Origin of the sequence: Cohnella sp. 56 (genome assembly GCF_037963805.1) — a bacterium.
GTDB lineage: Bacteria > Bacillota > Bacilli > Paenibacillales > Paenibacillaceae > Cohnella.
Map to the genome: position 1 here is coordinate 430134 of NZ_JAZDQE010000004.1, position 25933 is coordinate 456066.

Annotated in this window: 17 protein-coding genes; 1 reads left to right on the forward strand and 16 read right to left on the reverse strand. The window is 60.8% G+C overall.

The window, feature by feature from the left end:
- Positions 1–41: 41 nt before the first annotated feature.
- The 3 genes from VQ071_RS10350 to VQ071_RS10360 all read right to left on the reverse strand — a co-directional run bounded on the left by VQ071_RS10350 (position 42) and on the right by VQ071_RS10360 (position 9019).
- Positions 42–1226, reverse strand: coding sequence for a peptidylprolyl isomerase (locus VQ071_RS10350; protein WP_340513908.1), 1185 nt, complete (start codon positions 1224–1226; stop codon positions 42–44).
- A gap of 77 nt (positions 1227–1303) precedes the next feature.
- Positions 1304–2263, reverse strand: coding sequence for an acetylxylan esterase (locus tag VQ071_RS10355; protein WP_340513909.1), 960 nt, complete (start codon positions 2261–2263; stop codon positions 1304–1306).
- A 663-nt stretch (positions 2264–2926) separates the two neighbouring features.
- Complete coding sequence (locus VQ071_RS10360) at positions 2927–9019, reverse strand: alpha-amylase family glycosyl hydrolase (RefSeq protein ID WP_340513910.1); 6093 nt, start codon at positions 9017–9019, stop codon at positions 2927–2929.
- Positions 9020–9405: 386 nt separating this feature from the next.
- On the opposite strand from VQ071_RS10360, the gene VQ071_RS10365 reads away from it, so the two are divergent.
- Entirely contained in the window at positions 9406–13182 is a 3777-nt protein-coding gene (locus VQ071_RS10365) for an NHL domain-containing protein (protein ID WP_340513911.1), read from the forward strand.
- Positions 13183–13399: 217 nt separating this feature from the next.
- Here VQ071_RS10365 and spo0A read toward each other — a convergent pair whose 3' ends face one another.
- The 13 genes from spo0A to VQ071_RS10430 all read right to left on the reverse strand — a co-directional run bounded on the left by spo0A (position 13400) and on the right by VQ071_RS10430 (position 25929).
- Entirely contained in the window at positions 13400–14218 is an 819-nt protein-coding gene (spo0A, locus tag VQ071_RS10370; protein WP_340513912.1) for a sporulation transcription factor Spo0A, read from the reverse strand.
- Positions 14219–14430: 212 nt separating this feature from the next.
- Positions 14431–15759, reverse strand: a complete 1329-nt coding sequence (gene spoIVB / locus VQ071_RS10375) for a SpoIVB peptidase (RefSeq protein WP_340513913.1) — start codon at positions 15757–15759, stop codon at positions 14431–14433.
- A 122-nt stretch (positions 15760–15881) separates the two neighbouring features.
- Positions 15882–17579 (reverse strand): DNA repair protein RecN, encoded by a 1698-nt coding sequence (recN, locus tag VQ071_RS10380; RefSeq protein ID WP_340513914.1) that lies wholly within the window; start codon positions 17577–17579, stop codon positions 15882–15884.
- Positions 17580–17615: 36 nt separating this feature from the next.
- A complete protein-coding gene (gene ahrC / locus VQ071_RS10385; RefSeq protein WP_340513915.1) occupies positions 17616–18065 on the reverse strand; it encodes a transcriptional regulator AhrC/ArgR in 450 nt (149 codons plus the stop codon).
- Positions 18062–18532, reverse strand: coding sequence for a hypothetical protein (locus VQ071_RS10390; RefSeq protein ID WP_340513916.1), 471 nt, complete (start codon positions 18530–18532; stop codon positions 18062–18064). Before VQ071_RS10390 ends, ahrC begins: the two co-directional genes overlap by 4 nt.
- A 151-nt stretch (positions 18533–18683) precedes the next feature.
- Complete coding sequence (locus tag VQ071_RS10395; RefSeq protein ID WP_340513917.1) at positions 18684–19526, reverse strand: TlyA family RNA methyltransferase; 843 nt, start codon at positions 19524–19526, stop codon at positions 18684–18686.
- A 5-nt stretch (positions 19527–19531) separates the two neighbouring features.
- Entirely contained in the window at positions 19532–21379 is a 1848-nt protein-coding gene (dxs, locus tag VQ071_RS10400) for a 1-deoxy-D-xylulose-5-phosphate synthase (protein WP_445293275.1), read from the reverse strand.
- A 387-nt stretch (positions 21380–21766) separates the two neighbouring features.
- Positions 21767–22675: a polyprenyl synthetase family protein gene (locus VQ071_RS10405; protein WP_445293276.1), complete on the reverse strand. Its 909-nt coding sequence runs from the start codon at positions 22673–22675 to the stop codon at positions 21767–21769.
- Positions 22676–22679: 4 nt separating this feature from the next.
- Positions 22680–22943 (reverse strand): exodeoxyribonuclease VII small subunit, encoded by a 264-nt coding sequence (gene xseB / locus VQ071_RS10410; protein ID WP_340513919.1) that lies wholly within the window; start codon positions 22941–22943, stop codon positions 22680–22682.
- Positions 22933–24300 carry an exodeoxyribonuclease VII large subunit gene (gene xseA, locus VQ071_RS10415; RefSeq protein ID WP_340513920.1) on the reverse strand — a complete coding sequence of 456 codons (1368 nt, stop codon included), beginning with the start codon at positions 24298–24300 and terminating at the stop codon, positions 22933–22935. Before xseA ends, xseB begins: the two co-directional genes overlap by 11 nt.
- A 17-nt stretch (positions 24301–24317) precedes the next feature.
- On the reverse strand, positions 24318–25175 hold the full coding sequence (folD, locus tag VQ071_RS10420; protein ID WP_340513921.1) for a bifunctional methylenetetrahydrofolate dehydrogenase/methenyltetrahydrofolate cyclohydrolase FolD: 858 nt from the start codon (positions 25173–25175) through the stop codon (positions 24318–24320).
- Positions 25172–25675, reverse strand: coding sequence for a transcription antitermination factor NusB (nusB, locus tag VQ071_RS10425; RefSeq protein ID WP_340513922.1), 504 nt, complete (start codon positions 25673–25675; stop codon positions 25172–25174). Before nusB ends, folD begins: the two co-directional genes overlap by 4 nt.
- Positions 25676–25695: 20 nt before the next feature.
- Positions 25696–25929 (reverse strand): DUF2273 domain-containing protein, encoded by a 234-nt coding sequence (locus tag VQ071_RS10430; protein WP_445293277.1) that lies wholly within the window; start codon positions 25927–25929, stop codon positions 25696–25698.
- Positions 25930–25933 lie beyond the last annotated feature (4 nt).

Here is a 25933-nt window from a genome sequence, read left to right on the forward strand (position 1 = left end):
CCGGCAGGAGAAGCGGCGGCTTCGAACGCAAGCTGCGAGGCTTATGATTTGGCTGCCGGCGAGGCGGCAGGCGAAGCCCCGGCGGAGGCGGCAGGCTCGTCCTCCTTCAGCAGCAGGTTCTCGTAGCCAGCATCCTTTTTGGCGGTCTCGATCCATTCGGAGGCGCCTTCGTTCACCTTCTCGTCGAGGTAGGCAGATCTCACCTTGTCCTTGACGCTGTCATACGTAGAAGCGACTGCTTCCTTGCGATCGGTAACCAATATGATGTGGAAGCCGTTGGGCGACTCGACGACTCCGCTCATCTCGTCTTTTTTGAGCTTGAACGCAGCGGTCTCGAACTGCTCGTTCATCACGCCTTTGCCGAAGAAGCCCAAATCTCCGCCGTTCGCCTGTGAGCCGGTATCGGTCGATTTTTCCTTCGCGACGGTCGCGAAGTCCGCGCCGCCCTTGAGCTGCTTGAGCACGGCTTCGGCCTCGTCCTTCGTCGCCAGCAAAATATGCGAGGCGCGAACCTGCTCGGGCGTATCGAAGCTTGCTTTGTTTTTGTCGTAATATGCCTTCAGATCTTCTTCTTTGGGCGAGAGCTTCTTGTCGAAGATCGCGCGCATCTCGACCTGCGGCAGAATCTGGTTCTTCTTGTAAGTGTCCAGCGTCATGCCGCTCGAGGACAGCGCCGCTTCGAAGTCGGCGTCGGTCGCGAAGTTGTATTGCTGCTTGATCTTGGCGACTTCTTGATCGATCGCTGCATTCGCGTTGGCTTCTTTAAAACCTGCCTTGTCCGCTTCGCTCGAGATGAGCTTGAGCGTCATATAATTGTCGAGCATCGATCCCGCTTGCGCTTTGCCGACCTGCTCGTACATGACATCGTAAAATTCGGTCTTCGAAATATCCTTGCCGTTGAGCGTGCCGACGGCACCCTTCAGGCTGCCGCCCCCGTCGTTCTGACGAACCAACACGACAACCAGCGCCACTACGGCGAGCGCTGCGACGATCCAAGGCACGATGACGGAAGCCTTGGGGCCGGTGCCCGCAGCTGCCGCAGCAGGCGTCTCCTCGAGCGCCTCAGGCGCAATATCGCCGAACGCCGGCTCGGTCGGCTCGATCCGTTCAACCGGATCGGTCGGCTCGCCTGCAGCGTTCAGCTCCTCGCGCTCGGCAGCGGCCTCGGACGCTGTCTCGTCTCCGCCGCCGGCCGCGATATTTCTTTCCTTTTCCAAATCGCTCATTGCTATAATTCCCCCTTGAATAATGTGCAGCTATTCATCCACTATATCAAATTGTGGACGAGATACCTTAAGCTAAGCTAAAAATTGAACCGCGATTGCATAAATTCGAGCGCCTTGCGATTCTGGTCGCCGCCGACCGCATGTCCCAGGAACGGGTACACCTCGATGCGCTTGTCCGATTCGATCCGGTTGTACGCCGCATAGATCGTCTCCGGCATCGTCACGGGGTCCTTCAGTCCGACCGATACGAGCAGCGGAATGCGAATCCGCCCGGCCAGATTCATGATGTCAAAGTAACTGAGTGTGCGCAGCACGTCGTCCAATCGCTCCGGGAACCGGTTGAGAAAATCGGCCGCCTCGGTCAGCGAGCTCGAGGAATTCAGGATGCCGAAGTCCATATGGCACATATTGGGGATGTGTGCGACCGCGATTGACGGCACGTCCGACAGCGCAGCCGCGATCAGCGCCAGGCCGCCCCCCTGGCTGCCGCCCTGCACGCATATCCTCCCGGCGTCCGTCTCCTCCTGCGCGGCTGCCCATTCGAGCGCCTTGACCGCATCCATCGTAATCGCTTTATAATAGCATTCGTCCTTGTCCAAAATGCCTTGCGTCATCCAGCCGCGCGTCATACCGTGCCGCTGTTCGAGCAGATTGCCCGTGTCTCCGCCCTGTCCCCGGACGTCGACGGCAAATACCGCCATTCCCATCATCGCGTATTGCGCATAATCCTCGGGATAGCCTCTGCTGCCGGTATAGCCGTGAAAGATGACGGTGCAAGGAAGCTGCTCGCCTGCCGTCCTGCGCTTCGGCAAAATGTACCAGCCGTGAATCCGCGTGCGATCGTAGCCTTCGTATTCGACCTGGTAAGCCAGCATATCGCGCAGCGGCGTCTCCGTCAGTACGCGGGTCGCGTTCAGCGGCTTGTCCTTGGCGCTGCGAAGCGTCTTGTCCCAAAAATCGGCGATGTCCGGCTCCGCTGTCGGCGCGGGCATGTACTTCTCCAGATCGGCTATGCGCCTTTTGATTGCGTCGCTCATTCGCTTTACCTCCGATTCCCCAGCTTGTCGTTCACCTTTTGGACACAACAGGCCTATCTTACCATCGATACCCAGGCGTGTCGACCATAAAAATGCCCGGCCTGTCGCAGGTTTGGACGCCACCATGGCGGTGAAATCAAACTACTCCCCAAGCCCGCGGCCGGACGATGAAGTCAGCAACTGCAATGTAAACGAGTCGGCAGGCGGAGTGGGTGTGAGCGGGCGTTATGTGAGGAGGGCGGGGCGTCACAGGACGCTGGCGTATAGACGATGACGTATATGCTGGCGTATATTAGATAACTGCAAGTGTGCAGTTATTTTCTCCCGAGCCACGACGCTTGGCTGCGATAGCTGCATTTATACAGTTAATTTTGATCCTGCGCCGGATATAAGCCACTTTCCGAGAAATTAACTGCATATTTGCAGCTATCGTTTCGAATATGTCGCAGTCTCGAGAAATTAACTGCATATTTGCAGCTATCGTTCCGAATATGTCGCAGTCTCGAGAAATTAGCTGTATATTTGCAGCTGCCATGGCCTTGGCGCGATCCGGTTTTTAACCAGACAACTTTGCACCGCCCCCAGCAAAACAGGGGGCTTCCCCCAGTCATTTTCATGACCGGCGGGAAGCCCCTGCTTGTTTGCTTGTTTAGTGCAAGCCGCTTACAGCCGCCCGAGCAGCCGGTACAGCGCCTGCGCGCTCTCCGCGCGGGTCAATCCGGCCTTGGCGTCGAACTTGCCGCTATCCCTTCCGCTCAGGAGACCGGCCTCGGCTGCGCGGGCGATCGAAGCGGTCGCCCAGCCGCTGAACGCGTCCGCATCGCCAAACGCGGCGCCCGCGCCTCCCGGCACCTCGCTTGCCGCGCCGCCGGCATAATCATAGGCGCGCATGAGCATCACGGCCATCTCCTCGCGGGTCACGCGCTCGTTCGGCGCGAAGCGATCGCTGCCGCGTCCGTTCACCAGCCCCGCCTCGACGGCGGCGGCTACATCGGCGGCATACCAGGCGCCAGTCCCGACATCGGCGAACGTCGCCCCGCCGTCCGGCGCCTTCAGGCCAAGCGCGCGGCTCAGCATCGCGGCGAATTCGGCGCGCGTGACGGCGGCGGCGGGCGCGTAGCCGCCCTCGCCCTTGCCGTTCACGATCAGCTTCGCCGCAAGCGACGTCACCGCCTGCGCCGCCCAATGTCCGGCCGGCACATCTGCGAACGACGCGTCAACCTGCAGCGCCGCGTACTTGCCGAAGTGCGACACGGCCGCCCGTAGACTGCCGTCCGCCGTCCACGTTCCGCGGACGTACGACAGCTTGCCGTCGGCGTTCACCTCGTAGAGATTCGTCGTCTCGCGGTCGGCTCCCGCGCCGACGCGCAGCACCAGCTCGGCCGGCTGAGCCGATGCGCCCACGAGGCGACTTCGGCCATCCTCGCCGATGACGGCCAGCGACAGCTCGTATATGTCGCCGGCCGCCTTGACGCTGCGGCCGCCGCCCTGGGCCTTGGCTGTCAGCCCAGTCGCTGCCGATGCATCCAGCGGCGCGAAGCCGATCGCGATCCCGGCGACAGCGTCGCCCTTGTCTACCGCTGCCGACAGCAGCGCCGCCGGCAGTGTCAGCGCAAAGCCTTGCTTGACGAGCATGAGCTTGCCGTCCTTCAGCAGACTGCCGGCATCGGCGGGCAGCAGCACCCGCGTCGTGCCGCTCGGCAGCTCGATCTTCGCGACACCTGCGGCATCCGGCACAAGCCGGTCCGCCGTGAGCTTAAGCTCTGCGGGAGCGGGTGTTGGCGTCGCGTTCGGCACGATGAATTCCGGCGTCGGCGTCGGGGTAGCTGTCGGAGTAGGCGTCGGGGTAGGCGATTCCGACGGCTTAGGAGACGGCGACTCCGACGGTCCCGGCGACGGCGATCCCGACGGCTCGGGAGATGATGTGCCGCCCCCGCCCGTCCGCGTAATTTTCAGCTTAATCGTCTTGGTTGCCTGGGATGCTCTGCCTTTATCCGTATAGAACGGCAGATTCAGCGTCGCCTCCGTCGGCTCGATGTGCAGCGCGAATTCGTTCGCCCCCTGAGCGAGCGGGATACGCTCCACCAGGACGTTGCCGTAGGCATCCATCGCGCCCTCCGGAATCGGCTGTCCGTTAATCGTGAACGCTACGCCGTAAGGCACGGCCGCCCGCAACGTAAAGCCGTCCTCCTCGGTCGTATACACGATATCGTCCCCGTACGATTTGCGCGGCTGGTAGATCGCCATCGGCATATCGACCCAGCGCAGCACATAATCGTCGACGATCATCTTGTTGCCGCCCTGATTGGCGATTCGCAGCTGCATGTTCGTATCGGTCGAGCTGTACGCCCAGTTGCCCGGGTCGGTCGTATCGTTGGGCTGATGGCTGTGGCTCGTGAACGCTTCCTTGCTCCATTCGCCCCGCGCATACTTGTACTGGATCGACTTGCCCGCCATCATTTTGAATTGATATTCCACCAGGCTGCGGTCCGTAGCCCCGCTCGGCACGGTCAGCTTCGTCGACGATACATTCCATCCATTAAAGTCGCCCGCAATCGTAATATCGTCGGTCGTCGGCGTATAATCCGGCAGATGCAGCCGCAGCGTAACCTCGATCATCACGAGCTTCGGCGTCACCGTCTGCGGTTCGGACCAGGCGCGGTTGTAGGCTGCGTCGAAAGCCGCGACCTTGTACGTGTAGGTCGTATCGTTGTTCACCGTGTAGTCGGTATACTGCCGCGCATCCTTGCCCGCGACTGCAATCTTGCGATAGACGGCCTCTGTCACCGACTGCCGGTAGATCTCGAAGCCCGCAATATCCGCGTCGTCAGCCGTCCAGGAGAGACTGGCGCGGCCCGACTCCTCCAGCAGCGTTCCGAGCGCCGGCGCGGCCGGCGGCTCCAGGTCGGTATCGGATTGCAGGACGTTTACCGAGTTGTCGGCGGAAGACGTCCAGGTTTGTTCGTTGTCGCTCGAAAAAGCGGCATAGTAGCGGTATACGCCAGGCGCGGTCGGCTCGAAGGTCGCGCGGTACACCTTGGCCCCGCCCGCGTCCTCCTTATACTTCAGCGTCACGCTCGCCGCGCTTTCCGGTCCCGATTGTTCCAGGTAAAAGTACAGCTTGCCCGGCAGGTTCGGCGCCGCCCGGCCCGCATAGACCGCATCGTCCGTCAATCCGGGTACGGATACCGATACCGTAATATCCCCGACCTTCAGGCCGACGCCGGCGTAGACGACACCGGTCACGGACGACGGCAGCGAGACTGACTGAATGGGATACGCAGGCGTCGCGGACACCATGCCGCCGAGCAGACTCTCGGACTGGCCGCTGTAAGCGGTGACGGCATAGTAATACTTGGTCGAATTCACGATTCCCGCCGTATCGCGGTAAGTCAGCGTATCCGCCCCGACGGTGCCGATCAGCGTCGGCGCGCCGCCTTCGATAAGCGCACGGTACACGCGATAGCCTGCCGCCCCGTTCACGGCCTGCCACGACAGCTCAACCTTGCCGTTGCCGCCAGCGGCCGCAAGTCCCTGCACCTCGCCGATCGTGCCGAGCTGACCTGCGGATACCATCATGACGCCCGACAATGCGGGCAGCGTGAGCTTCAGCTTGCCGCCTTGGACCGTCGCCTCGATCTCGCTGCCGAGCCGATCGACGAGCTTCAGACCGTCCGGCAAAAAGCCGGTCACATCGGCTTCGATCTCCTGTACAGTCGCCGCGCGATTGATCGCGACCAGGCCGCCCTTGTCCGCCGTTTTGCGCGCATAGGCGATGACATCGCCTTGCGCGTACGCCATCTTCAGCTCGCCGGTGCTGAACACCGCGTTATCGTGACGGACGGCCGCCGCGTCCTGATACATCTTGAACAGCTCTGCATACTGTCCGACTCCCGTGTAGCCGGCTCCCGTCTCCTTGACCCGTTCCCACGGGAACGTGCGCCGCGAATCGGGGTCCTTCGTACCCGTCACGCCGACCTCGTCGCCGTAGTAGATCGTCGGCGCACCCGGATAGCCGAGCTGGAACAGCGCGACCAGCGCCTGCTGCTTCAGCGCCTTGCTCGACGCCTCGGGGGCGATGACCAGATGCTCTTCCTCATAGTTCGGAAAATCGAGCTTGGTGATCGAGCGGGTCGTATCGTGCGAGTCCACCAGGTTCAGCATGACCTGCCAGGCTTCCTTCGGATAGTCTTCGCGGATCGATTCGAGCGTCTCGTTAAACGCCTTCGCGTCGCCGCCGATCATAAACGTCTGCAGCGCGCCGCGGAAGCGGTAGTTCATGACCGAGTCGAACTGGTCGCCGAGCAGATACGGCGTCGCAACATTCCATTCCTCGCCGAGAATGATCGGATCGTCGATCGCAGCTCCGTTCGCGTCCTTGCGGCCCGCCGTCGACTTGACGGCCTCGCGGAACTTTTTCCACGTCCCTGCGGATACGTCCGGCGCAACGTCGAGCCGCCAGCCGCTCGAGCCCATCCATTCCCAGCGCTGGGAGACGGTGCTCTGCATGGCCGCCGCGGCGTCCTCGTCGGAGCGGCCGGACAGATCGTGGCCGATGACCTCCTCGCGGTAGCCGACATTGTTCCACTCATGCGCTTCGTTCGGTCCGCCGATCGCGTCCGCATCGCCCGCCTGCGGCGTCTTGGCGTCCATCGCCGGCAGCGAGTCGTAGCCCCACCAGGCGTCGTACTTGTAATGCGTGTTCGTGCTGTCGCGGTCCGGCACCTTTTCATTTTCAACCGTAAACCAGGTCGTATAGCCGAAGTCGTCCGGATACTTGTAGTTCGTGCCCGTCTTCGGGTTCACCCGGTTCGTGTAAAACGACTGTGCCTCGCTCTCCGCTTGGGCCAGCGTCTTGCCCGGCGTCGCGTTTTGAATGTCGTACACCTTGGCCCAATATTCGTAGGCGCCGATCTCCGGATACTTCTCATAGCGGTCGAAATAGACGGAGTCGTCGCCGACATGGTTGAATACGCCGTCGGCGATGATGCGTATGCCCTCGGCCTTCGCCGCCTTGGCGAAGTCGATAAACACCTTGTCCGACGCAACCCGCGTCGCCTCGTAGTTCAGTCCCGACGCAGGATCGCCCGGCGTATTGTACACCGGCTCGCCGAACATCGGATCGAGATGCTTGTAGTCCGTCGCATCGTATTTGTGATTGGATGCCGCCCAGGCTACGGGATTGAAGTAGATCGTGTTCACGCCGATCGACTTCAGGTAGCCGAGCTTCTGCTGCACGCCCTGCAGGTCGCCGCCGTAGAACTCGTTTGTCCAGATGCCGTCGGACTTGGCATTCGGATAGTACGGCTGGTTCTCCGGCTTCACCCGGTCCGGATTTTCCGGCACATCGTTCCAGCTGCCCGCCACTTGACCCGGCGCCGGCTCGCCCGTCACGCCCCCGTCGAAGTATTGCAGCTTGTACGGCTCGATCACGCTCGTGTCGTCGGACTCGGAGCGGTTGCCCCGGTAGCCGTCCGCCAGCTTCGCGCGGTTGTTCGTTTTATCGCCGTCGAAAAAGCGATCCGGGAAAATCTGATAGACGACCGCGTTTTTCATCCAGTCCGGCGTATGATAGTCGGCGCTGTATACGGTCAGGTCGAACGGAACCGCACCCTCCTCCGATACGACGCCTGTACCGCCGCGGCCGATATTGCCGTTTTTATCGTCGCCCAGCTCCACCTTCGTAGAGCCGTCGATCAGGATGAACTTGTAGCCCCACACCCCGATCGGCGTGAAGACCGAGCTCGGGATCGTCGTCTCAAAGTAGTCGCTGCCCGCCACGGACGTCGTCTTGTGCATATCGTACGTCGTCGCCTGGCCCTCGCCGTTCGTCAGCTCCACCCGCGCGAGCTGCACATCGTCCTTGGCGGCGGCGACGCGAAGCGTCAGCGCCTCGCTCCCTTCCTTGATCGCGCCGAACGGCTTCTTGAACGTCAGCGAGCGGCTGTCGAACTTGACGCCCGACTTGTCGATCTTCCCGTCGAAGCCGCCGTTCAGCAGCACGGTTTTGGCGCCGAGCCGCTTGTCCGCATTGGCATAGTCGATCGTGAACACCGTATACGAATCCGCCTCGGCCGAGAGCGCCAGATTGCCGCCGCCGTCGCCGTAGCTCTCGCTCCAATCCGAGCCGAAGGCCACCTTCGCCTCGTAGCTGCCCTCGGGGATGCTTGCCTGATACTTGAAGACACTGCCGTTAAAATTGTAGTCCACAAAGCGCAGCGCGGACGTCGAGGGCGACCAGTCGGCGGCTTCGCCGAGCTTCTGCTGCAGATTGCCCACGAGCCGCGGCCATTTGCTCTCGTCCAGCGACGGGACGTACTGCGGCAGCCCTTCAACGCCCGATACCGAGATGCGGGCCGCCCCGAGCTCCTCGTTGACGTAGAAGTTGACCTTCTCCTCCTCCTGCAACGTCATCGAGAAATTGTTGCCGTCATTGTTGAAGCCGTCCCAGGTGCCGTTTTTGGTCAGCTTGAACTCATAATCCCCTGCGGTCAGCACGACCGAGTAAGCATAAAACCCGTCGACCAGATGCTTCATTTTGCCGGACGACGTAGCAGGCGTGTTGTCCCAGCCGGTGAACGAGCCCGCGACCACCCACTGACTGTCGCCGCCCGGCTGGTCGACGAACATGTCCGGCTGTGTGGCAGCGCTTGCATGCTGTGCCGCCCAGACGCCTGCCAGCAGCTGCAGAGCCAGCAATGAAGCGGTAAGCGTCGCGATTCCTCTGCGAATGCGGTGCCAAGCAATCGACTTCATCAGAACCAATCCTCCCGAATAATGAACCGAATAATGAATGCGCAAGCAAACAACATGTCGTGCAAAGAATGCTTTAAACTTGTGCAAACGTTTGCCCTGTTGCTCGTGGAAATAGCATATCATCCCGTAAAAAAGGCTGTCAACGGCTTTTGTAAGCGCTATACAAATAAATTTTTCGAGATTTTTTGTGCAAACGTTGCACAAACCATCCTTTATACAGTTCCGGACACACCTCGCTCGCGACAGTACAGCATTCGGAATCACCGGACAGGCTTGTTTTACCGCGAGTTTCGCCCTTCCGCGTGGGCCCGCAAGGTTCAGAATTCGTTCAACGGCGAGTGGTACTATTATCCTATTATTAAATGGACCAACAAGGAGCTGACCAGATGATTCGACAATCGTTTGCAAAAAAAGCGTTGTGCTGGGTGGCAGTCATGCTGCTGATCGTATCCGGCATCACATTCAAAGCCGAGCGGGCAGGCGCCGTGACTTACGGATCGACTGTACTCGGGGGGACAGGCGTTGCAGGCTATAGCGGCGACGGCGGACCGGCGACGGCAGCCCGGTTGAACGGCCCGTCCGGGATCTGGCGGGATATGAACAGCGGGGTCATATACATAGCCGACACGCTGAACAACCGAATCCGCAAGATTGACGCCAACGGCATCATCACCACGGTCGCAGGCACGGGGAGCGCAGGGTATGCCGGAGACGGCGGGGCGGCCACTTCAGCCAAATTGAATGAGCCGACAGATGTCATGCTGGACGGCAGCGGGAATATGTATATTGCCGATAAATCCAATCATCGCGTGCGGAAGGTGAGCCCCAACGGGATCATTACTACTGTTGCCGGGACGGGACAAGGCGGGTATAACGGCGACGGCATCTCTGCTCTCTCGGCCCGATTGAACGAGCCTTACGGCTTGGCGCTTGATCTTAACGGGAATTTGTTGATTGCAGATTCAGTCAATGCGCGGATTCGCCAAGTCAATGCTGAGGGCATCATCAGCACAATTGTCGGAACAGGAACTGTGGGCAGCTCGGGAGACAATGGAGCGGCGACTAGCGCCAGAATCAATCAGCCCTATCATCTCGCGGTGGACACCAACGGTACGCTGTACATTGTGGATGCCGGCAATCAGAACGCCCGCAAGGTGGATACAAACGGCGTTATAACGACGCTCAAAGGCAAAAATCCCCGGCTTCCCGCAAACTACCCGGCATCTGATTTATCTATTTATTTCCCGCAGGGAATTGCGGTGGATGGCCGAGGGAATGTGTACGTCCCCGATTCCCTCAACAGGGAGATCCGGAAGCTGGACAGCAACGGATATGTTTATGATATTAGCGCAGGAGACAGCTATGTTCATGGCCTGAAGGTCGACAGCAACGGAACGATTTATTTCGTGGATAACAATCAGCATAAATTAACCCGAATGACCCTTCTCTCAGAAAATGCCGGGCTAACTAGCGTCGCCGGAGCCTCCGCCAGCGCGCCGGGAGGCGGCGACGGCAGTACAGCGGGCAATGCGGTGACATGGGCGGTTAGCCTTCCGCATAGCAAGACCGCCATCGGGCGGGGAGATGTTGTTGCGGCTGCGGCCGCCACAGCCAAGCTGTATACGAACAGCTCCTTTTCAACCGAAGTAACGGGGAGCGGCTCGATTCCATTGGCCGAGACCGGCACTACGACCATTTATGTGAAGGTGACGGCCGAGGATGCCTTTACCACAAAATATTACGCAGTCAGCGTGACCCGCGCTCCTGCGCTCAGCCAGGATGCAGGCTTGACGAGCGTAGCCGGCCTGACAGACAACGCGCCCGGAGGCGGCAACGGCGCTGCGGCAGGAACAGCGGTAACCTTGAAGATCAACGTGCCCGACAGTCAGTCCGCTGTCGGACTGTCCGAGATCATTCCGAGCGCGAATGCCACATTCAAATTGTATACGGACAACGGATTTACGAATGAAGTGACGGGCAACGATTCCATCCCGCTGACCTCGAACGGAACCACGTATGTCTATGTGGCGGTAACGGCCCAAGATACGACGATCGTAAAATATTATGCGGTGGCCATTTTCAGGGCTGCTCCGCTCAGTCACGATGCCGGTCTCTTCAGCCTGGCAGGCCAGACGGACAATGCTCCCGCAGGCGGCAGCGGCGGTACGCCGGGCGATGCCGTGGCATGGTCCGTCAATGTGCCCAACGGCACCACCGCCATTAGTCGTGACTCGATCGTTGCGGCTGCGGACGCCAGCTTCCGGCTGTACACGGATAGCGCCTGGGTGCATGAGGTAACTGGCAGCTCCGCGATCTCATTGACCGAAGACGGAGCGACAACCATCTATGTGGCCGTTACAGCTGCGGACGCGACGACCGTGAAGCACTATGCGGTAACGGTCAATCGCGCAGCGCCGGCCAGCGCCGACGCAGGATTGGCCAGTCTCGCCGGCCAGACGGACGATGCGGTCGGAGGCGGCAATGGATCAGCTGCCGGAGAGGCCATCACATGGAAGTTAACCGTGCCCGACAGCAAATCCGAATTAAGTCGTACGGATGTCGTCCCGGCGGCAGGCGCTACCTTCAAGCTGTATAAGGACAACGAATTTACCGAGGAAGTGACGGCTTCCGGGACGATTCAACTGGCGGCCGGCCACAGGACGACCGTTTATGTGGCGGTAACGGCGGAGGATGCGGCGACTGTGAAATATTACGCCGTGAGCGTATTGCGCGAGGCAGGAGCTACGCCTACGCCCACGCCTACATCCACATCAACGCCTACACCCGAGCCTACATCTACAGCTACGCCCACACCTACGCCTACGTCCACATCAACGCCTACACCTGAGCCTACATTTACAGCCACGCCGACACCGATGCCCACGCCCTCAACTGCTGTGGAGTCCGAAAGCGTCGAGGTGTACATCAACGGCAAAGCGGAAAAGACAGGTAACTTGACCACAACGAAGATTAATAATCGAACCGTATCTACACTGACACTGGATCAGCAGAAACTTTCCGGGAAGCTGGCTGCGGAAGGACCGAATGCGCTCGTAACATTGGTCATCAACAAACAATCGGACGTTGTTGTCGCCCAATTGACCAGCGATAACATCGGAATATTAACGCAGTACGGTGCAACGCTGGAGATGAAGACGGCGACAGCCTCCTACAAGCTGCCGTCCAAAGAGTTGGATTCGGCCAAGCTGGCCGCTCAATTAAAAATCGATTCCGACCTGCAAAACATGGGGCTGCAAATCGAAATAACGAGCGGTGGAGCGGACAACGCAAAGCTGGTTGAGGACGCTGCACAAGCAGGCGGCTTTAAGCTCATCGTTCCGCCTTTGGACTTCGCAGTGAAGGTGATTCATCAGGGCAAGTCTTATGAGATTCCGCGCTATACTGCATATGTCGAAAGAACAATTGCACTGCCCGACGGCATTGATCCGAGCAAGGTCACAACGGGACTCGCGATTGAGCCGGACGGCACAACGCGCCATGTGCCGACTAAGGTTGAATTCATGGACGGCAAATACTATGCGAAGATTAACAGTCTGACGAACAGCGTCTACTCGGTTGTATGGAATCCGGTGACGTTCGCGGACGTGGAGCGGCACTGGGCCAAAGACGCGGTAAACGATATGGGTTCGCGACTCATTATTCAAGGCGTGAGCGAAAAGGCGTTTAAGCCCGACGCGAACATCACGCGCGCAGAGTATGCGGCAGTCATCGTACGCGCGTTGGGGCTGAAGCTGGGCGAAGGAGCCAACCCCTTCGGCGATGTTGCAGCCGACGCATGGTACGCAAGCGCGATTCGAACGGCGGTATCCTATCGCCTGATCGACGGCTTCGGGGACGGCACCTTCCGCCCGAATGACGAGATTACGTGGGAGCAGGCCATGACGATGATCGCCAGAGCGATGAGCGTTAGCGGTCTGAATAACAAGCTGCAGGGGCGTAAAGCGAGCGCAGCGTTCAGCCCGTTCGCCGATGCGAATACGGTTGCCGCATGGGCCAGGGATGGCGCGGCCGATACGCTGCTCGCGGGCATTGTAACCGGCCGTACCGGCAGCAGGCTGGAGCCTCAAGCGCACGCTACACGCGCCGAGACAGCGGTGATGGTTCGACGGCTGCTTGTACAGTCGGATTTAATTCAGAATTAAGCCGGAGCAGGCTGTCCCGATGCCATGATTGCATGGCTTCGGGCAGCCTGCCCCCGTTTTTTTTAGATAACCCCCCCCTAAATGCAGATCCTGCAGCTGGTTATCGCGCATATCTAAATAAAAAAGACGCCCGAAAGCGTCTTCTTCGTAAAGCTGCCGATAAATTCAACGTAAACTTCTTACGTAAATCCCCTCCGTCCTTACTCCCACGTGAAGATTATGATACCTTGTGCTCGATGCGCAGCTTGTCCGCCACCATGGCGATGAATTCCGAGTTCGTCGGCTTGGACTTGGCGATGTTGATCGTATAGCCGAACAGATGGCTGATGCTGTCGATGTTGCCGCGCGTCCAGGCGACTTCGATCGCATGGCGGATGGCGCGCTCTACGCGGGACGGCGTCGTCTTGAATTTCTCGGCGATGGCCGGGTACAGCGTCTTCGTGATCGCACCCAGGATCTCGATATTGTTGTAAACCATTGTGATCGCCTCGCGCAGGTACTGATAGCCCTTGATATGGGCCGGCACGCCGATCTCGTGGATGATGCTGGTGATGTTGGCGTCGAGGTTCTTGGGCTTGCCGATCGGGACGATGTTCGAGCGACCGCCGCTCGTGAATACCGATGAGCCCGACGAGGAGACGGAGACCGGAGACGGCGTTCCCGCCAGCTGACGAATCCGGTTGGCGAGCACGTCCATATCGAACGGCTTCAAAATATAATAGGAGGCCCCAAGCTGTACCGCCCGCTGCGTGATGTTCTCTTGGCCGAAGGCGGTGAGCATGATAATCTTGGGCATCGGAGACAGGTTGAGGTCCCGCAGCTTCTCGAGTACGCCGAGACCGTCAAGATGCGGCATAATGATATCCAGGATCAACACATCCGGAACGTTCCGGGTTTCTTCCAGCTGGCGAATGACCTCTTCTCCGTTGTACGCCACGCCGATGACGGTCATGTCCTCCTGTTCCTCGATATACTCGGACAGCAGGTTGGTGAATTCTCTGTTATCGTCTGCAAGAAATACTTCAATCCGCGGCAATGTTGTATCCTCCCTCACAAGCTTAAGATAATGTTAGAAACGCTCACCGTTTCCCTCATTATCCGAATTCGACAAAGCGTTGGCAATTCCTTCTTCGCATAATTTTTTTCTTTATTTTTTTATCGATATGACATATAATAAAGAATTTGCGTCATATGACGATGAATTTCTGTTTTTTTCGACAAAAAGATGTCGCAATAAAGTCCAAGGCGTTAAACCGCCTTGGACTTGTAGGGTGTAGGCTTAAGCATGATTCCCGCGTCTTGCAGCATCCACTCGATATAACAGCCATAACCGGATGTCGGATCGTTGACGAATACATGGGTTACTGCGCCTACGAGCTTGCCGTTCTGCAAAATCGGACTGCCGCTCATGCCTTGAACGATGCCGCCTGTCCGCTTGATCAACTCCGGATCGGTCACCTTGATGACCATTCCTTTGGTAGCGGGCGAATCCTGACGGGATACATGCACGATCTCGATCTTGAAGCGTTCCACCTTTTGTCCGCCGACAACGGTCCAGATTTCCGCCGGTCCTTCCTTCACTTCCTCCGCAAAAGCGACCGGTACGGGATTCGCTTCATAAGCGTGGCCGGGCAGCTCGTTCATCTGGCCGAAAATGCCGAAAGACGTGTTGCGTTCCACATTGCCGAGCGTTTTGCTGCCCGGTACGAATTCCGCCCGCTTCTCGCCGGGATCGCCGTTTTCGCTTTTGGAGATCGATGTGACGTTGGATTGCAAAATCTGCCCGCTGCCGATCGTGATCGGCGTCTGCGTGTCCATGTCGGTGATGACGTGACCGAGCGCGCCGTATACGCCTTGATCGGGCGCATAAAAGGTCAATGTGCCGACGCCTGCCGCCGAATCGCGAATGTACAGACCGATACGCCAGGCTTTGTCTTCGTTGTCGTAGACGGGCGAGAGCGTCGTATCGAACTTGGTCTTGCCACGCTGTACGACCAGCTTCAGCGGCTCACCGGATACGCCCGCCTGCTTGGCCAGCGGCGCGACCTTCTTCACGTCGTTGATCGATTGTCCGTTGATGGAGACGATCAGATCGCCGAGCTTGAGCTTGGCTTCTTCGCCGGGAGAGACCCGCGAATCGAGTCCGGTCTGCACCAGATGGTGTCCGACGACCATGATTCCCGCCGATTTGACCTTGACGCCGATCGTCTGACCGCCCGGAATGACTTTGAGATCGGGCACGACTTGAAGCTTAACCGTCTTGAACGGGATCCGGCCGAACAGCTTGAGCTTGAGCTCTGTCTGTCCGCTTCGCTTGGAATGGATGGACACCGGATGATTCAGGTCGATCTGTACGTTCGGGCTCGCCGATCCGTTGACCTCCGCTACCGTCGAGTCGAGCGTACCGTGCGCATGCACTGGCATGGCATAGTGAAGATGCTTGTCTTGTCCCTCGAACAACCGAAGCTGGTTCGGGAATGCGGCGTAATGCCGCATCGGTGCGGAACAGACGGCAAGGCCTAGAATAAGCGCTAGGAATAAAACAAAGACGCGACGCCGATCGGACTGTCCGTTCAAGTTCTCACACTCCCTTACAGTCTACGCCGGCGAACGCTGCGCTGCCGCCCGGCGACGTAACTATAAGTTAACCTCGGCCCTGTCCTTTTATGTCCCCAAAAACCTTCCTTGAATCAAAGGAATTACGCGTCCTGACGCGCTTTTTGGGCGGCCGCCAGCGTTAGCATTTCTTGTGCGTGATGGCGTGTCCGATCAGTTACTTCCACCCCGCCCAGCATCCGGGCCAGCTCTTCGACGCGCGCCTCCGCATCCAATGCGCGAATGCTCGTCGCAGTTCGCCCGTCCTCGGTGACACGCTTGCGGATCTCGTATTGATCGTCCGCCATGCAGGCCACCTGCGGCAGATGGGTGATGCAGAACACCTGGCAGTGCGAGGCGAGCCGCGACAGCTTGTCGGCGACCGATTGCGCAGCGCGCCCGCTGACGCCCGTGTCGACCTCGTCGAAGACGAGGACGGGTATCCGGTCGATCCGTGCGAAAATCGCCTTGAGCGCCAGCATGACGCGGGACATCTCGCCGCCGGAAGCGATGCGGGCCAGCGGCTTGGGCGGCTCTCCGGGATTGGTGGACAGCAGGAACTCGGCCGTATCGGTGCCGGTCGGCGTCAGCGTATCCGTGCTCATCAGCCGCACCTCGAAGATCGCACGCTCCATCTGGAGCCCCTTGAGCTCGGCCTCGATCTCTGCGGCCAGCAGCACGGCCGTATCCCTCCGGATCGCGCCGAGCTGCGCGGCCAGCTCGCGCAGCTCCCGCTCGAGACGAAGCTCGCGCTCGTTCAATTCCTTGAGCAGCTCGTCCCGGTTCTCCAGCCGCTGCGTATCTTCTTGAATTCGGGCATAATACTGTAAAATGTCCTGTACGCTCTCGCCGTACTTGCGCCTGAGTCCGAACAGCAGGTCCATCCGCGTCTCGATCTCGGCCAGCCGCTCGGGATTGAATTCGATGCCTTCCTTGTAGTCGCGCAGCTGGTAGGCGACATCCTCGGCGGCATAATAAGCCGATTGCAGCTGCTCGACCAGCGGACCGAGCGTGGTCGGATCGACCTTTACGATATCCTCCAGCTTCGCGATCGCCTTGGACAGAACGCTCAGCCCTTTGTTCCCGTACAGCAGGTCATACGCTTCCGTAGCCGATTCGGCCAGCTTCTCGGCATGGCTCAGCTTGCGCCGTTCCTCGGCCAGCTGTTCGTCTTCGCCCGGCTTCAGCCTCGCCTCGGCGATCTCCTCGAGCTGGTACCGGTACAGGTCGAGCATCTGCATCTGCTGCCGCGTCAGCTCGTCCAGCTCGCGGCGCTCGCGGCTGACAGCGGCGAATTCGCGGTACCGGTTCTGGTACTCGGCTTTGAGCGGGCCGACGGCTTCGCCCGCGAACGAATCGAGCCACTCGAGATGACGTTCCGTGCGGAGCAGGGACTGAGGCTCGTGCTGTCCGTGGATGTTGACGAGCGTCTCGCCGATCTCGCGCAGCATCGTCAGCGTCACGTGCTGACCGTTCACTCTGGCCGAAGACTTGCCCTGCATCTGGAGCTCGCGGCGTACGATCAGCGCCTCCTGCGTATCCGCATGAATGCCGTGGCGGTCGAGGACGCTCCATACGGGATGGTCGGGGACCATATCGAATACCGCCTCGATCTCCGCTTTGTCGCAGCCGTGGCGGATCATGTCCGCGGCTCCCCTGCCGCCGGCGATCAGACTGAGCGCATCGATGATGATGGACTTGCCCGCCCCGGTCTCCCCGGTCAGCACCTCGAAGCCTCTTTTAAAGGAAATACGAATATGATCGATGACCGCCAGGTGGCGAATGGACAGTTCTTGCAGCATATGGCGCTCCTCCTTCAAGCCGCGGACGGCCGCGGCCTATCGAATGATATCGAGTATGCGGGCGACGATGGCTTCGCCCTGCGGCTTGGTGCGGCAGATCAGCAGCGTCGTATCGTCGCCGCCGATCGTGCCGACAACCTCGGGCCAATCCATGCCGTCGAGCAGCGCCGCGATCGTGCCCGCCGTGCCGGGCAGGCATTTGACGACGACCAGATTCTCCGCCGCCTCCGCGTGGACAAAATGGTCGAGCATCGCCCGCTTCAGCTTGAGCGACGGATTAAACCTCTGGTCCTGCGGCATCGCATATTTGTATCTGCCGTCCTCGAGAGGCACCTTGATCAGCTGCAGCTCCTTGATGTCCCGCGACACGGTCGCCTGCGTGACGTTGAAGCTTTGTTCCCGGAGGGCTTCGACCAGCTCTTCCTGAGTCTCGATCTCGCGCGAGCCGATCAGCTCGCGTATTTTTCTCTGTCGCTGTCCCTTCATTCTTCGCCCTCCCCTATTTTGAATCGTACCGTCCTCAGCGTACGGTCCCGCATATCCGCCACAATGACGCCTTCGCACTCGGGAAAAAGCAGCGCATAGACGAGCAATCGCTCGCGCAGACCGCTCGCCGTCCAGTCCAGCGGCTGTCTGGGTCGCGCCAGCTTCACGAGGTAATATCGCTCGTCCAGGGCGGCCACATAATCGAAGTACAACCGCGTCGCCTCAAAGGCGCCATCGTCGACCGACACGCCGAGCGGTATGCGATGCTTGCCGGACAGCACCTCGAACCCGTGCTCGCGAAGCAACCCCGCCGTCTCGTCGTCCGCCTCCGGCGCGTTGTCGCGGGCAAGCTTGCGCAGCCGGGCGCTCGGAGGCTCGTGGAGCCAGTGCCTGAATCTGCGCCACAGCCACCACATTATCGCCGCCACAGCTACCGCGAATATAAGCCCGTCGCCGAACCGCTCCATCCTCCCGCCTCCTTTTGCGTCTTGACTCATTTCGCGGCGCGGGGGCGGGATTCCTCTATCGGAGCATGCAAAAAAACCGGTGCGGGAGGCACGCCCGTGCCTCCCGGCCGGCCGTGCTTCGGCAGACGCGGTTATAGGGATCGCTGCCGCTTCAGGCGCGATGCTTGAACTTGTCGGCCGCCTCTTCGACGACCTGCCGGAGCATGCCGTCCGGATAGGCCGGCGCTGCCGGCGCATCCTCAAGGCGCTCCGGAAGGCGCCAATGGGCGAGGAATTCGATATTCCCCTCGCCTCCCGTAATCGGGGAATAGGTGAGGCCTTGCAGCTCGAAGCCCAGCGCGGCGGCGGCGGACAGCACTTCGCGCAGCACGCTCAGATGCACGAGCGGATCGCGTACGACGCCGGACTTGCCCACTTGCTCGCGTCCCGCCTCGAACTGCGGCTTGATGAGCGCCACCGTGCGCCCGCCGGGCTCAAGCAGCGGCCGCAGCGCCGGCAAGATCAGCTTGAGCGAGATGAACGATACGTCGATGGAGGCGAACACAGGCGCGGGGCCGGTCAGCTGTTCCGGCGTCATATGCCGGAAGTTGCACCTCTCCATCACCTGCACTCTCGGCTCCTGACGCAAGCTCCAGTCGAGCTGGTTGTAGCCGACGTCGATCGCGTAGACGTACGCCGCGCCGTGCTGCAGCGCACAATCCGTGAACCCGCCCGTCGAGGCGCCGATATCCAGCATGACGACATCCTGCAGATCGATGCCGAATTCGCGGATCGCCTTCTCCAGCTTCAGGCCGCCCCGGCTGACATACGGATGCACAGCCCCCTTGACGGTGAGGACGGCATCTCTGGGAATTTTGGTTCCCGCTTTGTCCACCTGCTCCGTGCCGACCAGGACCAGGCCCGCCATGATCGCGGCTTTGGCTTTTTCTCTGCTGTCGTAGTAGCCCTGCTCCACGAGCAGCACATCCAGACGTTCCTTGGCGATGGTCGTCATATTCGTCAATTCGCCGTCTGCCGCTGACGCTTGAGCAGCGCGAACGACCGGATATGCTGAGCGGCTTCTTCGGCGGTCAGACCGACCTCTGCGCGCTGCTCCTTGATCGTCGCATGCTCGATGAACACATCCGGGATGCCGGCCAGCCTGACGATCGGGCGCAGATCATGCTGTGCATAATGCTCCAGAATCGCACCGCCGAGACCGCCGCTCACCGCCGCCTCCTCGAGCACGAGCATCGGGATGCGATCCTGGGCCAGCTGCGCGAGCATCGCCTCGTCCAGCGGCTTCACGAAGCGGGCGTTGACGACGCGCACGCTAAGGCCTTCGCGCTTCAGCAGCTCGGCCGCCTCCTCGGCGACCTGCAACATCGGGCCGATCGCGAGGATCGCGGCATAATCGCCCTCACGCACCGTCTCCCACGATCCGATCGGGATCGGCTGCGGATCGGCGTCAAGCGCGACACCCCTGCCCTGCTCGCGCGGGTAACGGATCGCGATAGGGCCGTCGTCGTAGGCGACCGCCGTCGCCATCATGCGGCGAAGCTCGTTCTCGTCCTTGGGCATCATCATGACCATATTCGGAATATGGCGCATGTAGGCGATATCGTATACGCCCTGATGCGTCTCGCCGTCCCCGCCGACGAAGCCCGCGCGGTCGATCGCGAAGATGACGTTGGCATTGTGGCGGCAAATATCGTGCACGACCTGATCGTATGCGCGCTGCAGGAAGGTCGAATATACCGCGTATACCGGCTTCATGCCTTCCATCGCGAGTGCGGCCGACATCGTGGCCGCGTGCTGCTCGGCGATGCCGACGTCGAACATCCTGCCGGGGAACCGCTGCGCGAACCCGAGCAGTCCCGAGCCGCCCGGCATGGCGGGCGTGATCGCGACGATCCGCTCGTCCTTCTCCGCAAGCTCGATAAGCGTATTGCCGAACACCTCGGTATACATCGGCGGACCGACCGGCTTGAGCACCTGGCCGGACTCGATCTTGTAGGAGCCGGTGATGCCGTGCCATTTGTGCGAATCGGCTTCGGCGGGCGAGTAGCCCTTGCCCTTGACGGTGATCACATGAACGAGCACGGGACCTTCGCAGTTGTCGGCCTGGCGGAACGCCTCGATCAGCTTATCCGTATCGTGCCCGTCGACCGGACCAAAGTACTTGAGTCCGAACTCCTCGAACAGCATGCCCGGCACGACCAGATACTTGAGGCTGTCCTTCAAGCGTTCGGCCGTGCGCGCCAGCTTGCCCCCGATCGCGGGAACTTTGCGCAGCAGCCATTCGAATTCGTCCTTCGCCTTGCGGTAGGTCTTGTCGCTGCGGACTTTGCCCAGATAGTTGTGAAGCGCGCCGACGTTGGGCGCAATCGACATCTCGTTGTCATTGAGCACGACGGTCAGCTTGCGCTTCTCGTGGCCGATGTGGTTCAGCGCCTCAAGCGCCATCCCGCCGGTCAGCGCGCCGTCGCCGATGACCGCGACGACCTTGTTGCTGCGCCCCTGGAGATCGCGGGCGAGCGCCATGCCCATCGCGCCGGACAGCGAGGTGCTGCTGTGTCCGGCTTCCCATACATCATGCTCGCTCTCCGCGCGCTTGACGAACCCGCACAGACCGTCCTTCTGACGGAGCGTGTCGAACCGGTCCATCCGGCCCGTCAGCATTTTGTGAACATAAGCCTGATGCCCTACGTCGAATATGAACTTGTCGGTCGGGCTGTCGTACAAATAGTGCATCGCCAGCGTGAGCTCCACGATGCCCAGATTGGGAGCCAGATGGCCGCCCGTGACGGACAGCTTCTCGATTAGGAACTGTCTGATCTCTTGAGCCAACTGAGGAAGCTCTGACATGGGCAGCCGCTTCAGGTCGGTTGGACTATGAATGCTGTCGAGCAGCAATAGGGATTCCCCGCTTTCCGGAACAATGGCTTCGTTGAATATAGTCGTCTCTTATCGAATCGCCGATTTTTAACTAACCGTATTATAGCATAATGGCGGCCTAAAAACTCTCCCGATCCCCTAAACCCATCCATTTGCATATTTATCGACAAGGACGACCGCCGCGCAGAACGGCGCATACAGCTATGTAAAGGTACAAATGACGCTGCTACCCCCTTACCCCGCAAGCCGATCCTTTAAACCGTTCAAAGCTCGGAAAGGAGACCGGAAAGAAAAAAAGCATTCCCGCGCCGTTCGTAAGGCGATTGCCTTGGCGGAAATGCTTGCTTGGGTCCGTATTCAATTGTCCCGATACACCAAATACTGGGCAATCTGCTCCAGTCGCCGGCAATCGGCCAGACCTGCGGCGCGCACAGCTCCGATCGCAGCCTCCGTCAGACTCGCGACGCGGCGCCGGCTCTCGTCCAGACCGATCAGATAAGGGTACGTAACCTTGCCCTGCCGCTCGTCGCTGCCGACGGGCTTGCCGAGCTTGTCCTGGTCGCCGGTGATGTCGAGAATATCGTCCTGAATCTGAAAAGCGAGTCCGACGTTCGTCCCGAAGCATTGAAGCGCTTCAAGCTGCGCGTCGGACGCCCCCGCCGCATGACCGCCGATGCGCAAGGAACAGGCGATCAGATCGCTAGTCTTGTGCAGATGAATATGCTCGAGCTGCTCGATGGACGTGATGCCCTGCTCGCCCTCCATATCGTCCGCTTGACCGCCCACCATCCCGGGCAAGCCGGCGAGCCTGGCCAGGTCGCGCACGGCCGCAAGCGTGCGATGCGCCGGCACGCCGAGCGCTTCGGCCTGCGTCGCGACATAGAAGGCATGGGTCAGCAGCCCGTCGCCCGCCAGTATCGCCGTCGCCTCGCCGAACACTTTGTGGTTCGTCGGCATGCCGCGCCGGTAATCGTCATTGTCCATCGCGGGCAGATCGTCGTGGATGAGCGAATACGTATGCACCATCTCGACGGCGACCGCGAACGGCATCGCGAGACCAGCTGCCGCTGCTTCCCCGGAGACCGCCTCCGCGGCAGCCAGCACGAGAATCGGACGAAGCCGCTTGCCGCCGGCCGACAGCGAATACATGGCGGATTCCTTCAGCCTATTGTTCACGCTCCAGTCCGCCGGGATCGCCTGCGCAAGCGCCTGCTCGATCAGCGCTCTGCGGGACTCCAGATAGACCGCTATGTCTTCCGTCTGCAATTCGTTACTCTCCTTTGCCGCCGGCCTCGCCTTGGCCCGGCGCGAAGGGCTTGCGCTGCAAGCCGTCGCCGTCTTCCATCAGCATCTCGATCCGGCGTTCCACCTGTTCCAGCTTCTGACCGCACAGCTTTGAGAGCGCCATGCCTTCCTGATACAGCTCGATCGCAGCCTCGAGCGGCACGTCGCCGCTCTCCAGCTTCGACACGATGCCTTCCAGCCGCTCCATGGCCTGCTCGAAGGACAACGCGTTTTCCGCTTCATTCGTCATTGATTTTCGCCTCCCCTTGCACGGCCGCCACGTCGCAGTCCAGCTTGCCGTCGGCCAGCCTGACGACGATCCGCTGGCCCGGCTTCGCCTCGCGGACGGAGCGCAGCAGCTTTTTCTCCTGTTGGTCGTAGGCCAGGCTGTAGCCGCGCGCCATGACCTTGAGCGGGCTCAGCGCGTCGAGCTGCCGGATCGCGGAGCCGAAGGCGCTCCGTCCGTCGCGCACGATGCCGCGCATCGCCGCCGTGAGCGCCTTGTCGGCCGCGTCGAGACGCCGCCTCGCATGCACGGCCTGCTCGGTCGGGCTGGCCCCGGCCAGCCTGCCCGCCAGCCGCGCGAGCCGTTCCCGGCTGCGGTCCGCCAGCGCGGATGTCCGGTAGCCGAGCCTGTCGCGCAGCCTGTCGAGACGCTCGGCCGAGGACAGCAGCGAGCGCCGCGGCTGCGTGAAGTACGGCGATCTGACGGCATGGCGATAGCGCTCGCGCGCCCGTCCGAGCTGTGCGCCGAGCGAACGCGCCATGCGCTGCTCGAGATGGCCGAGCCGCTCCTGCAGCTCCGCGATGTGCGGTACGGCCAGCTCGGCCGCCGCCGTAGGCGTCGCGGCCCTCAGATCCGCGACGAAGTCCGCGATCGTATAGTCCGTCTCGTGGCCGACAGCGGAGATGACCGGGATCAGCGATGCGCGGATCGCGCGCGCGACCGCTTCTTCGTTGAACGCCCAGAGCTCCTCGAGCGAGCCGCCGCCTCTGCCGACGATCAGCACATCCGTCTCGGCCAGGCGATTCATCGCCTCGATCGCGCGAACGATGGAGGGCGCAGCGCCCGTGCCCTGGACGGATACGGGATAGAGCAGGATCGGCACCGATGGATGCCTGCGCTGCAGCGTGATGATAATGTCCCGGACGGCAGCGCCCGTCGGGGAAGTGATAATGCCGATCGCTTTCGGATATTTCGGGATGGGCCGTTTGGCGCTGTCGTCGAACAGCCCTTCGTTTTGCAGCTTTTTTTTGAGCTGCTCGTACGCCAGGAACAGACTGCCGAGCCCGTCGGGCTGCATGGCCGTCACGTAAAATTGATACTGCCCGTCGCGTTCGTAGACGGATACGCCTCCGCGCGCGATCACCTTCATGCCGTCCTTCGGACGGAAGGGAAGGCGCTGATTGTGGGAGGCGAACATGATGCTCTTGAGCCGGCCGCTCTCGTCCTTCAGCGTGAAGTACATGTGGCCGCTCGAATGATGGGTGAAGTTCGAGATCTCTCCGCGCAGCCAGATGTCCTGGAGCTTGGGATCGCCCTCTAGCTTCATCTTGATATAACGGTTGACGTCCCGTACGGAGAGGACGCGGGCGGGTTGCTCCATCTGTAGCCGCCTCCGTCCTAGATGATGCCGTGCGCGCGCTTCGCCGCCTTCAGCGTGTTCAGCATCAGCATTGTGATCGTCATCGGACCGACGCCGCCAGGCACTGGCGTGATCCAGCTTGCTACCTGCGAGACGCCCTCATAATCGACGTCGCCGCACAGCTTGCCGTCGGGCAGCCGGTTGACGCCGACGTCGATGACGACGGCGCCCGGCTTGACCCAATCGGCCTTCACGAGCTTCGGCACGCCGACTGCGGCCACCACGATGTCCGCGCCGCGGACGACCGCCGCCAGATCCGGCGTGCGGGAGTGGCAGATCGTCACCGTCGCGTGCTCCCGCAGCAGCAGCATGGACACCGGCTTGCCGACGATATTGCTGCGGCCGATGACGACCGCATGCTTGCCGGACGGCTCGTTGCCCGTCCGCTTCAACAGCTCGATGACGCCGGACGGCGTACAAGGCTGCAGCGCATCGTCTCCGATGAGCAGATTGCCGACGCTGATCGGATGGAAGCCGTCGACGTCCTTGTCTACCGAGATCGCGTCGATGACGGCCTTCTCTGCGATATGCTTGGGCAGCGGCAGCTGCACGAGAATGCCGTTGATATCGGCTTGTCCGTTCAGACGCGCGATGAGCGCGAGCAGCTCGTCCTGCGTCGTCTCCGCCTCAAGCCGGTGCACCTCGGAGTAGAAGCCAAGCTCCTCGCAAGCCTTCGCCTTGTTCCTCACGTACACCTGCGACGCCGGATCTTCGCCGACGAGCACGACCGCGAGGCCGGGCTTCACCCTGCGCTCCGCGAGCGATTCGGTCTCCCGCCGGATCTCGCCGCGGATCTCGCCTGCAATACGCTTTCCGTCGATGATTTGCGCGTTCATGCCTGATCTTCTCCTTTCGCCGGGGCATCCGTGCCAGCGGCCGCCGTCTCGCTCTTCTTGTCCTTGTCCCCGCCGCGCTCGCGAATAAGCCGTCCGAGCACGCCGTTGACGAATTTGCCCGATTCATCCGTCCCGAAGTGCTTGGCCAGCTCGATCGCTTCGTTGACGGCGACCTTGGCGGGCACATCCTTGCGGTGGTTCATCTCATAAGCGGCGAGCCGCAAAATCTGCCGGTCCACCCGCGACAGCCGGTCGACCTGCCAACCCGTCAGATAGCCGGCCAGCTGGCCGTCCAGCGCCTCCTGGTTCGTCTTCACGCCGAGCACCAGCTCGCGCGTAAATGCGTCTACGGCCGCCAGCTCCGCTACCTCGGTCTCCATCTCATTATCGCCCTTTGCTTCTTCCATAACGGCATCGACGGCTTCTTGCACCGACACGCCGTTCATCTCCATCTGGTACAGGCTCTGTACCGCAATCTCTCTCGCCAATCTGCGCTTCATGAATCCTCCCGATTTAAGTCTTAACTACGACCGCCCGGCCACCGGTCGGACAGCCATTCCGTCAGCCTGCCCCAATGGACGAGCGGGCCCCGCCGTTCGTCGCGATGCTTGCCGACCGCGAATCCGATCGCGACGAGCAGCGCGCAGAACAGCATATCCCAAAAACCTACGATCAAATAAATAAGGCCGCACAACATGCCGGCGGCGACGCCGAGCGTCCGGCCCCCGTAAGTCTCCCACCATATCTTCCACATGGAT